The organism is Crenobacter luteus (assembly GCF_004345725.1).
GTDB lineage: Bacteria > Pseudomonadota > Gammaproteobacteria > Burkholderiales > Chromobacteriaceae > Crenobacter > Crenobacter luteus.
Map to the genome: position 1 here is coordinate 1 of NZ_SLXG01000039.1, position 10,661 is coordinate 10,661.

The following is a 10,661-nucleotide window of genomic DNA, read 5'->3' on the forward strand; positions in this document are numbered from 1 at the left end:
CGAAGGACTCGGCCAAGGTCGCGCACTTCTGCTCGATGTGCGGCCCGCACTTCTGCTCGATGAAGATCACCCAGGACGTGCGCGAATTCGCCGCCGCCCAGGGCGTGTCCGAGCAGGACGCGCTCGCCAAGGGCATGGAAGTGAAGGCGATCGAGTTCGTCAAGGGCGGCGCCAAGCTGTACGACAAGGTGTGATCGACCGGACCCCAAGCTTGGCCGAGCATGGGTACGGACTCGGCCAAGCTTTCCGACGATTTTCCCCGCAAGGAGCCACGCCATGCCCACCTCCGTCACCCTCATCGTCAACGGCGCGCCGACGCCGCTCGCCGCGCCCGGCACGGTCCACGACCTTTTGGCCGCCATGGCCCTGCTGGACCAGCGGGTCGCCGTCGAACGCAACGGCGAAGTGGTGCCGCGCAGCCGGCACCGCGACACCCGGCTCGCCTCGGGAGACCGCGTCGAGATCATCGTCGCCGTCGGCGGCGGCTGAGACCCCCGAGCCCGTCCGCCATCAACGCACATATAGAAGGAGTCGCCATGCACGATCCGCTCGTCATCGCCGGCAAGACCTACTCGTCCCGCCTCTTGGTCGGCACCGGCAAGTACAAGGACTTCCAGGAAACCCGCAAGGCCGTCGACGCCGCCGGCGCCGAAATCGTCACCGTCGCGATCCGCCGCACCAACATCGGCCAGACGCCGGGCGAGGAAAGCCTGCTCGACGCGCTGCCGCCGTCCCGCTACACCATCCTGCCGAACACCGCCGGCTGCTACACCGCCGACGACGCGGTGCGCACGCTGCGGCTGGCGCGCGAGCTGCTCGACGGCCACCGCCTCGTCAAGCTCGAAGTGCTCGGCGACCCGAACAACCTCTACCCCAACATGCCGGAGACGCTGAAGGCCGCCGAGACGCTGGTGAAGGAAGGCTTCGACGTGATGGTCTACTGCTCGGACGACCCGATCCAGGCCAAGCGGCTCGAGGAGATCGGCTGCGTCGCGGTGATGCCGCTGGCGTCCATCATCGGCTCGGGCATGGGCATCCTCAACCCGTGGAACCTGAGGCTGATCATCGACAACGCGAAGGTGCCGGTGCTGGTCGACGCCGGTGTCGGCACCGCGTCCGACGCGGCGATCGCGATGGAGCTGGGCTGCGACGCGGTGCTGATGAATTCGGCGATCGCCTACGCGCGCCAGCCGGTGCTGATGGCGGGCGCGATGCGCCACGCGGTCGAGGCCGGCCGCCGCGCCTTCCTCGCCGGCCGCATGCAAAGAAAGCTCTACAGCGCGACGCCGTCGTCGCCGACCGAGGGCCTGATCTCCCCCGCGCGCTAACCCTCACCTCCCGGCCGCCCCGCGGCGGCTCGGCCAACCTTCTCCTTCGATCCGCAGAAAGGCATACCGTGTCCGACCGCCGCTCCCGCCCCTTGCTCGACGGCCTGTACGCCGTCACCCCCGACACGCCGGACAGCGGCTGGCTGCTGCCGCGCGTCGCGGCGGTGCTCGCCGGCGGCGCGCGCCTCGTGCAGTACCGCAGCAAGTCGGGCGACGGCAGCCTGCGCCGCGAGCAGGCCGCCGCCATCCAGGCGCTGTGCCGCGCGCACGGCGCGCTGTTCATCGTCAACGACGACGTGGAACTGGCCGGCTGGCTAGGCGCGGACGGCGTCCACGTCGGCCAGGGCGACGTCTCGGTCGCCCGGGCCCGGCGGCGGCTCGGGCCGGCGGCGATCGTCGGCGCGACCTGCCACGACCGCTTGCGCCTGGCGCAAGACGCGGCGGCCGACGGCGCCGATTACGTGGCCTTCGGCGCCGTCTTTGCGTCCCCGACAAAACCCGACACGGTGTCGGCGCCGCTGTCGCTGTTCGCCGACCCGGCGCGGCCCGCCCTGCCGGCCGCCGCGATCGGCGGCATCTGCGCCGCCAATGCCGGCCCCGTCTGGCGCGCGGGCGCCGACATGCTGGCGGTGATCGGCGGCCTGTTCGACGCCGCCGACCCAGCGGCCGCCGCGCGCGCGATCGTCGCCGCGCGCGGCGCGGCCACCCCTTGCCGACCGGAGAAAACCGCATGAGTCCCACCCTCGTCCAGACCCTGGCCGCGACGCTGTTCGCGATCTCCATCGTGCACACCTTCTCGACCAAGTTCTTCGAACGGCTCGCGCACGCTCGGCCAGCCCACGCCGGGCTGTGGCATCTGCTCGGCGAGGTCGAGGTGGTGTTCGGCTTCTGGGCGATGGTGCTGCTGGTGGCGATGTTCGCCGTCGACGGCCAGGACGCCGCCACCGGCTACCTCGATTCGCGCAACTTCACCGAGCCGATGTTCGTGTTCGCGATCATGGTGATCGCCGGCACCCGGCCCATCCTGCAACTGGCGATGGCGGGCGCGCAGCTTATCGCCCGCTTCGTCCCGCTGCCGCGCCAGCTGGCCTTCTACTTCGTCGCGCTGTCCTGCGTGCCGGTGCTCGGTTCCTTCATCACCGAGCCGGCGGCGATGACGCTGGCCGCACTGATGCTGCGCGACCGCTTCTTCGTGCACCGGCTGTCGACCAAGCTGCGTTACGTGACGCTGGGCGTGCTGTTCGTCAACGTGTCGATCGGCGGCACGCTGACCACCTTCGCCGCGCCGCCGGTGCTGATGGTCGCCGGGCAATGGGGCTGGGACATGTGGTTCATGATTGGCACCTTCGGCTGGAAGGCCGGCCTGACGGTGATCGTCAACGCCTTGAGCGCGACGCTGCTGTTCCGGCGCGAGCTGCAGCGGCTGCCGCCGCCGGTCGCCGCCGCGCAATGGGCCCCGGTCCCGCCGGCGCTGGTGCTCGCCCACCTGGCCTTCCTGGTCGGCGTGGTCGTCTTCGCCCACCACCCTGCCGTGTTCATGGGCCTGTTCATGTTCTTCCTCGGCGTCGCGCACGCCTACCGCCACCACCAGGACCGCTTCATCCTGCGCGAGGGGCTGCTGGTCGCCTTCTTCCTCGCGGGGCTGGTCGTGCTCGGCGGCCAGCAGCAATGGTGGCTGCAACCGGTGCTGATGGGCATGAACAGCGACGCCGTCTACTTCGGCGCCACCCTCTTGACCGCCGTGACCGACAACGCGGCGCTGACCTATCTGGGCTCGCTCGTCGACGGCCTGAGCGGCGACTTCCAGTACGCGCTGGTCGCCGGCGCGGTGACCGGCGGCGGCCTGACGCTAATCGCCAATGCCCCCAACCCGGCAGGCGCCGCGATCCTGCGCGGCCATTTCGAGGACGAGGCTATCCACCCGCTCGGCCTCCTCGTCGCCGCCCTGCCGCCGACCCTGGTCGCGATGCTGGCGTTCCGGCTGCTCTGAGCCGCCCCTGGCGGACGACCCCGCATTAATCTGTCACACTAGAAACGATTCGGACATGCACAGGACACGGGCACTCGACAATGAGCACCAGGCTGATCGGCACCATGTGGCACCAACGTTTCCTGCAACTGGACGGCAGCAGCATGGGGCTGCAGGGCAAGATCCGCCAGATGCTGGTCTCGGCGATCCTCGGCGGCCAGCTGCCGGCCGGCGCGCCGATCCCGTCGAGCCGGGAGCTGGCGGGGCAGCTCGGCGTCGCGCGCAACACGGTGGTGCTCGCGTATCAGCAACTGGTCGACGAGGGCTATCTGGTGTCGCGCGAGCGTAGCGGCTTCTTCGTCAACGGCGACATCCTGGAAGGCAGCATGGCGGCCAAAGGGGTGCCGCCCGACGAGGAGAAGGGCTCGGCCAACCCGCCGGACTGGGAGCGGCGCTTCGTGTTCCGGCCGTCGGCGCAGCGCAACATCGTCAAGCGCGCCAACTGGCAGGACTATCCCTACCCCTTCATCTACGGCCAGTACGACCCGCTGCTGTTCCCGACCGCCGACTGGCGCGAGTGCAGCCTGAAGGCGCTCAGCGTGCTCGACATCCACGAGTGGGCGCAGGACATGATCCTGCGCGACGACGAGTCGCTGGTGCAGCAGATCCGCACCCGCGTGCTGCCGCGCCGCGGCGTGTGGGCCTCGGCCGACGAGATCGTCGTCACCGTCGGCGCGCAGCAGGCGCTCTACCTGTTGGCCGACCTCCTGGTCGGCCCCGACACCCCGGTCGGCATCGAGGACCCGGGCTACCCGGACGCGCGCAACATCTTCGGCAGCCGTACCGCCCACCTGCTGCCGCTGCCGGTCGACGGCGACGGGCTCAAGGTCAGCGGCGCCATCTATAACTGCGACTACGTCTACGTCACGCCCAGCCACCAGTGCCCGACCACGGTGACGATGCCGCTGGAGCGGCGCTTGGCGCTGCTCGACATGGCCGAGGCGGCGGACTGCGTCGTGATTGAGGACGACTACGAGAGCGAGAACCGCTTCGAGGGCGACCCGACCCCGACGCTCAAGAGCCTGGACCGCCACAACCGCGTGATCTACGTCGGCAGCCTGTCCAAGTGCCTGGCGCCCGGCCTGCGCATCGGCTACATCGTCGGCCCGGCCGAGCTGATCGCCGAGCTGCGCGGCGTGCGCCGGCTGATGCTGCGCCACCCGTCGGCCTATATCCAGCGCGCGTTCTCGCTGTTCCTGTCGCTGGGCCACTACGACGCCCACCTGCGCAGGCTGACGCTGGCCCATCGCGACCGCGCGCAGGCGCTGGCCGACGCGCTCGCCCTCCACCTGCCCGAGGTGCGCCCCGTCCCCGTCCACGGCGGCGCCTCGTGCTGGGTCGAGGGGCCGGAGTGGCTGGACAGCGTCGAATTGTGCCGCCGCGCCGAGGAGCACGGCGTGCTGGTCGAGCCGGGCGGCGTGTTCTACATGTCGCCGGCTATGCCGCGCAATATGTTCCGGCTCGGCTTCTCGTCCATCGTCTACGAAAAGATCGAACCGGGCATCCAGCGCCTCGCCGAGGTCTTGCGCTCGCTGCGCCCGCGCCCGGCGCGCTGACACCCGCCCCGCCCTTTCCCGACCCGGTCCGCGCCCGCCGCCGACCGGGCGGATCGCCTTTTCCGGCGAGGCATCAAGACAAAGGCATCCCCTTCCCCCGCGTCGTTCCCGCCGTCCGCTCCCTGGCCCAAACGATTGCCGGCAACTGGCCCTACAGCCCGCCGTCCCCGCTCACTACTCTGGGCTTGTCGAACAAACGGGCAGGCCAGCCGCGCCGCCCATCCGAAAACGGCAACATAGGAGAACGAGATGGCGAACAACCAGACCCCCGTCACCGAGGACCTGCTTCAGGCGTTCAGCGACGCATGGAACCGGCACGACCTCGACGCGCTGATGAGCTTCATGGCCGACGACTGCGAATTCCACGCGGTGGCCGGTCCCGACCTGCTCGGCAAGACCTTCAAGGGCCGCGACGCGGTGCGCGAGGGTTTCCAGCTCGCCTGGCAGACCTTCCCCGACGCCGCCTGGCTCGACGGCGAGCACTTCGTCCGTGGCGAGCGCGGCGTGACCGAATCGACCTTTTGCGGCACCCGCGCCGACGGCACCCGCATCGAGGCGCGCATGGTCGACGTGTTCACCTTCAGGGACGGCAAGATCGCGGTGAAGAACGCCTTCCGCAAGGACCGTCCGCCGGTCGGCCGGAACGGCAACTGAGCCCGGGCTCCAGCAAGCGTTATCGAGGATTCCGCACATGGATGCCATCGCTGAAAAGCGGAGAACGGCCGAAGGCCGCAGCACCGCCCCCTCCCACCCCTACGACCCGGCGTACGACCCGCTGGTGGCCGCGACCCCGGGCCACGGTCGCGAGTACGCGCCGACCTACTGGATCGGCACCGCCGGCGAGCCGCCGCCCGACGACGGCCCGATCACCCACGACGTCGACGTCGACGTCGCGATCATCGGCTCGGGCTTTACCGGCCTGTCCTGCGCGATCTTCCTGGCTGAGGAATACGGCATCAAGGCCACCGTGCTCGAAGCCAACCGCGTCAGCTGGGGCTGCAGCACGCGCAACGGCGGCCAGGCGCAGTGCGCGTCGGGCCGGCTCAAGCGTTCGCAGTGGATAGGCCGCTACGGCCTCGACACCGCGCTCAGGCTGCACGCCGAGGTCTGCGAAGGCATGGAGACCTTCAAGCACCTGATCCGCGACATCGACTGCGAGCCGCAGCCGGGCGGCCACCTCTACATCGCGCACCGTCCCGAGGTGATGCCGGCGCTCAGGAAGGAGGCGGCCGTGCTGCGCGAGGTGTTCAAGTACGACGCGCGCATCCTCGACGCCGAGACGGTCAAGCGCGAATACGTCGACGACAAGGAGGCCGCCGGCGCGATGCACGAGCCGGAAGGCATCGGCATCCACGCCGGCAAGCTCGCCTTCGGCTACCTGAGAAAGGCGCGCGCGCTCGGCGCCACCGTCCACCCGGCCAGCCCGGTCGAGGGCTGGGAGACGCGCAACGGCTTCCACTACCTGAGGACGCCGGGCGGCACGGTGCGCGCGCGCGCGGTCGGCGTCGCCACCGGCGGCTACACCTCGCAGCGCCTGCACCCGCAGCTGAAGAACCGCCTGCTGCCGGTGCTCTCCAACTCCATCGTCACCCGGCCGTTGACCGAGGCCGAGCGCGAGGCGTGCAACTTCCGCACCACGCAGGTGCTCACCGACACCCGCATCCTGCGCCATTACTACCGGCTGATGCCCGACGGCCGGGTGCAGATCGGCAGCCGCAGCGCGATCACCGGCAACGACGCGCCGCAGAAGAAATACGAGCAGAAGCTGGTCGACGACCTTTACCGCAAGTTCCCTGCGCTGACCGGCATCGAGATCGACTACTCGTGGTGGGGCTGGGTCGACGTCAGCCACGACATGATGCCGCGCATCTTCCAGCCCGATCCGGCGCAGACGGTCTACTACGCGATGGGCTACGGCGGCAACGGCGTCATGTACTCGGCGCAGGCCGGCCGCCGCCTGGCCGCGCTGATCGCGGGCAAGAGCGCGGGTCCCGAGCTGCCGATCTTCCGCTCCGAACTGCCCTTCCCCAATGTGCGCGAAATGGTCGAATCGCAGGCCTTCGCCCCGTTCCGCCGCGTCGGCCAGTGGTTCCTGTACCGCTGGTACCACCTGAAGGACGACGTGTTCTAGCCCATGGCACTCCGCCCCCTCGTCGGGGGCAGGCAACAAGAAAAAAGCGACGACATGGGGCCGCAGCCCCGCAGAAACAGAGGAGAAAATCATGAAACTGAAGAAAACCGTAGTGCTCCCGCTGGTGGCCGCGACCGGCCTCCTGTTCGCCAGCCCGCTGGCGCTCGCGCAGAACTTCAAGATGGCGCTGGGCGACGCCGCCGGCGGCACGCAGTGGGAACTGGGCAAGACCTTCGCGCAATTGCTGCAGAAGAAGACCGCCGGCAAGGTCAAGGTCGACCTGTTCCCGAACGGCCAGCTCGGCAGCGAGGAGGACACCATCAACAACGCGGCGATGGGCCTGCTCGACTTCTCGGTGCTGGCTGTCAACAACATCACCCCGTTCTCGCCGACCGTCGGCGTCTTGACCCTGCCCTACGTGATCCAGAGCCCCGAGGACGCCAGAAAGCTGACCCAGGGCACGGTCGGCAACGAGCTGACGCAGAACACCATCCGCGACGCGGGCGTGCGCATCGTCGGCTGGGCCTACTCGGGCTTTCGCGTGCTGACCAACTCGAAGAAGCCGGTCAAGACGCTGGCCGACCTCAAGGGTCTGGTGGTCAGGGTGCCCAAGAACGAGATCATGATCTCGACCTACAAGTCCTGGGGTGTCAACCCGACGCCGATGGCCTGGTCCGAGACCTTCACCGCGCTGCAGCAGCGCGTCGTGCACGGCCAGGACAACCCCTACATCACGATTTCGGCGATGAAGTTCAACGAGGTGCAGAAGTACGTCACCCCGATCCGCTACATCTTCTCGCTCGAGCCGCTGGTGATGAGCGAATCGGTGTTCAAGTCGCAAAAGCCCGAGGTGCAGAAGGCCATCCTCGACGCCGGCCGCGAGGCGACCGCGCACAGCTACAAATACCTGCTGGCCACCGAGGACAGGATCAAGAAGGAGCTGGTCGCCAAGGGCATGGTGATCACCGAGCCGGCTGACGGCGAGAAGGAATGGATCGCGAAGGCCACCGCGACGGTATGGCCGAAGTACTACCAGAGCATCGGCGGCAAGCAGAAGCTTGACAACGCGCTCAAGGCGCTCGGCCGCTGAGCGGGCACGCCCAGCTTTCGCGCGCGCGAGGGCGGGCCCGGCGCCCGCCCTCGCGCGCACCGTCAACGCATCCCGGGAACCTCGCCCCCGCCCCGGCCAAGCCCGCCAGGTTGGCCGAGGCGGGCGACGCCCCCGTCGGAGACCGCCATGTCCGTCAAGCAAATCGTGTGCAAACTCCTCGACAATATCGAGGAATACCTGTGCCAGGCGCTGCTCGCCTTCTTCGTCGTGCTGCTGTTCGCGCAGATCCTGCTGCGCCAGTTCCTCGGCTACTCGATCCCCTGGGGCGAGGAACTAGCCACCTACCTGTTCGTCTGGTTCGCCTACCTGGGCGCGGTGGTCGCCGCCAAGATGTCGGCGCACAACCGCGTGTCCTTCCACTTCAAGTTCTTCCCGCCCGTGGTCAAGAAGGTCAGCGAGGCGATCGCCGACCTGATGTGGGTCGGCTTCAACGGCTACTTCGCCTACCTGAGCTACGACTTCGTGTTCAACCGCATGAACCTGTTCTGGAAATCGCAGACCATGGGCGTGCCGATGAAGTACTTCTACATGATCCTGCCGATCACCTTCACGCTGATGTCGATCCGCATCCTGCGCAACAACTATCTGGCGCTGTTCAAGGGCGTGGAGCTCGTCGATCCGGAAGCCCGGGAAATCGAGCTGATGAAACAGTCCGCCCTGGCCAAACAATAAGCGCAGACACCGTGGGGAAAGAATGATGGAAACCTATATCGTAGAAATCCTGTTCGGCGGCTTCTTCGTCCTGCTGCTCCTGGGCGCGCCGATCACCATCGCGCTCGGCGGCGCGGCGATGGCCGCCTTCTTGGCCATCGGCAAGGACCCGATCGCCTTCGTGCAGATCGCCTTCACCTCGGTCGGCAGCTTCCCGCTGATGGCGCTGCCCGCCTTCGTACTGGCCGGCGGGCTGATGGAGGCGGCCGGCATCTCGCGGCGCCTGGTCGACATCGCCGAGACGCTCGCCGGCCCGGTCACCGGCGGCCTCGGCGCCGCGACCGTGCTCGCCTGCCTGTTCTTCGGCGCGATCTCGGGCTCGGGCCCGGCTACCACCGCCGCCGTCGGCATGCTGATGATCCCGGCGATGAGCAAGCGGAACTACGACAAGAGCTACGCCTCGGCTGTGACCGCCGCGTCGGGCGGCCTCGGCATCATCATCCCGCCGTCGATCCCGATGGTGATCTTCGGCATTTCGGCGATGGGGCTGATGCCGCCGCCCGAGGCGGTCGCCAAGTTCGGCCAGTTCGAGTCGCTGTCGATCCCCAAGCTGTTCATCGCCGGCGTGATCCCGGGCCTGATCATGGCGACCAGCCTGATCGTGATGAACTACCTGAAGTCGAAGAAGCACGGCTACCGCGGCCTGACCGAGACCTGGTCGGTGCCGGACATCGTCCGCGCGCTGCGCAACGGCGTCTGGTCGCTGCTCGCGCCCTTGATCATCCTCGGCGGCATCTACACCGGCCTGTTCACGCCGACGGAATCGGCCATCGTCGCGATCTTCTACACGCTGTTCGTCGGCATCTTCCTGCACCGGGAGATCAAGCCGTCCAACCTGCTGAACTCGCTCAAGACCACCACCTGGCTCACCGGCCGCGTGCTGCTAATCCTGTTCACCGCGACGGTGTTCGGCCGCCTCCTGGTCGAGAACCGCATCCCGGCGATCGTCGCCGACTCGATGCTGAGCCTGACCGACAACATGTACCTGATCTGGGCCATGGTCATCGTGTTCCTGCTCTTTGTCGGCATGTTCATGGAGACGCTGGCCGCGATCATGATCCTGGTGCCGGTGCTGCTGCCGGTGATGTACACGCTGGGCGCCGACCCGACCCACGTCGGCATCGTGGTGATCTGCGCGCTGTCGATCGGCTTCCAGACGCCGCCGCTGGGCGAGAACCTGTTCGTCGCCTCGGGGATAGGCGGCGCGGCGATCGAGGACATCGTCGCGAAGGTGCTGCCGTTCGCGCTGGCCTCGGCCATCGCCGTGTTCGTGATCGCCTATGTCCCGCAGCTGACGCTGTGGCTGCCGCGCCAACTGGGCTACTGAGCCCGGCCGCCCCTTCCATTGAAGGGGCGGTTTTCCCATGCCTGTACGCAACGTCCCCGCAAGGAGTTTTCCCATGCTGAACCTGAAACGCCCCGACCTGCTGCGCAATCAGGCCTTCGTCGCCGGCCGCTGGGTCGGCGCCGCCGAAACCATCGTCGTCAGCAACCCGGCCACCGGCGACACGTTGGCCGAGGTGCCGCGCCTCGGCGTGGCCGAGACCCGCGCGGCGGTCGCCGCCGCCAAGGCCGCGATGGCCGAATGGAAGACCCGCCCGGCCAAGGCGCGCGCCGCGGTGCTGCGCCGCTGGTACGAGCTCTTGATGGCGCACCAGGAGGACCTGGCGCAGATCCTGACCGCCGAGCAGGGCAAACCATTGGCCGAGGCGCGCGCCGAGATCGCCTACGGCGCCGCCTACGTCGAATGGTTCGCCGAGGAGGCGAAACGCGTCTACGGCGACACCATCCCGGC

11 protein-coding genes and 1 pseudogene are annotated in these 10,661 nt (G+C 68.4%); all 12 read left to right on the plus strand.

Going from position 1 to position 10,661, the window contains the following annotated elements; translation table 11 throughout:
- Window positions 1–194 (plus strand): annotated as a pseudogene (locus tag EV683_RS13830) (hypothetical protein); the annotation flags it as partial.
- An 82-nt stretch (window positions 195–276) separates the two neighbouring features.
- The gene (gene thiS / locus EV683_RS13835; protein WP_131863180.1) at window positions 277–489 is read left to right on the plus strand and encodes a sulfur carrier protein ThiS; all 213 of its coding nucleotides are present in this window, start codon (window positions 277–279) and stop codon (window positions 487–489) included.
- A 47-nt stretch (window positions 490–536) separates the two neighbouring features.
- The gene (locus tag EV683_RS13845) at window positions 537–1,328 is read left to right on the plus strand and encodes a thiazole synthase (RefSeq protein WP_131863182.1); all 792 of its coding nucleotides are present in this window, start codon (window positions 537–539) and stop codon (window positions 1,326–1,328) included.
- 68 nt (window positions 1,329–1,396) lie between these two features.
- Window positions 1,397–2,062, plus strand: a complete 666-nt coding sequence (thiE, locus tag EV683_RS13850; RefSeq protein ID WP_207910471.1) for a thiamine phosphate synthase — start codon at window positions 1,397–1,399, stop codon at window positions 2,060–2,062.
- On the plus strand, window positions 2,059–3,318 hold the full coding sequence (locus EV683_RS13855; protein WP_131863183.1) for a putative Na+/H+ antiporter: 1,260 nt from the start codon (window positions 2,059–2,061) through the stop codon (window positions 3,316–3,318). Before thiE ends, EV683_RS13855 begins: the two co-directional genes overlap by 4 nt.
- 80 nt (window positions 3,319–3,398) lie before the next feature.
- Window positions 3,399–4,913, plus strand: coding sequence for a MocR-like pyridoxine biosynthesis transcription factor PdxR (gene pdxR / locus EV683_RS13860; protein WP_131863184.1), 1,515 nt, complete (start codon window positions 3,399–3,401; stop codon window positions 4,911–4,913).
- Window positions 4,914–5,162: 249 nt separating this feature from the next.
- Window positions 5,163–5,567: a nuclear transport factor 2 family protein gene (locus EV683_RS13865; protein ID WP_131863185.1), complete on the plus strand. Its 405-nt coding sequence runs from the start codon at window positions 5,163–5,165 to the stop codon at window positions 5,565–5,567.
- Between the two features lie 37 nt (window positions 5,568–5,604).
- Window positions 5,605–7,044 carry an NAD(P)/FAD-dependent oxidoreductase gene (locus EV683_RS13870; RefSeq protein ID WP_131863186.1) on the plus strand — a complete coding sequence of 480 codons (1,440 nt, stop codon included), beginning with the start codon at window positions 5,605–5,607 and terminating at the stop codon, window positions 7,042–7,044.
- Window positions 7,045–7,135: 91 nt separating this feature from the next.
- Window positions 7,136–8,134, plus strand: a complete 999-nt coding sequence (locus tag EV683_RS13875; protein WP_131863187.1) for a TRAP transporter substrate-binding protein — start codon at window positions 7,136–7,138, stop codon at window positions 8,132–8,134.
- A gap of 147 nt (window positions 8,135–8,281) precedes the next feature.
- On the plus strand, window positions 8,282–8,827 hold the full coding sequence (locus EV683_RS13880) for a TRAP transporter small permease (RefSeq protein ID WP_131863188.1): 546 nt from the start codon (window positions 8,282–8,284) through the stop codon (window positions 8,825–8,827).
- 25 nt (window positions 8,828–8,852) lie between these two features.
- Window positions 8,853–10,193, plus strand: a complete 1,341-nt coding sequence (locus EV683_RS13885; protein ID WP_131863189.1) for a TRAP transporter large permease — start codon at window positions 8,853–8,855, stop codon at window positions 10,191–10,193.
- A 73-nt stretch (window positions 10,194–10,266) separates the two neighbouring features.
- On the plus strand, window positions 10,267–10,661 hold a 395-nt coding region (locus tag EV683_RS13890), incomplete at its 3' end, for an aldehyde dehydrogenase family protein (RefSeq protein ID WP_131863190.1).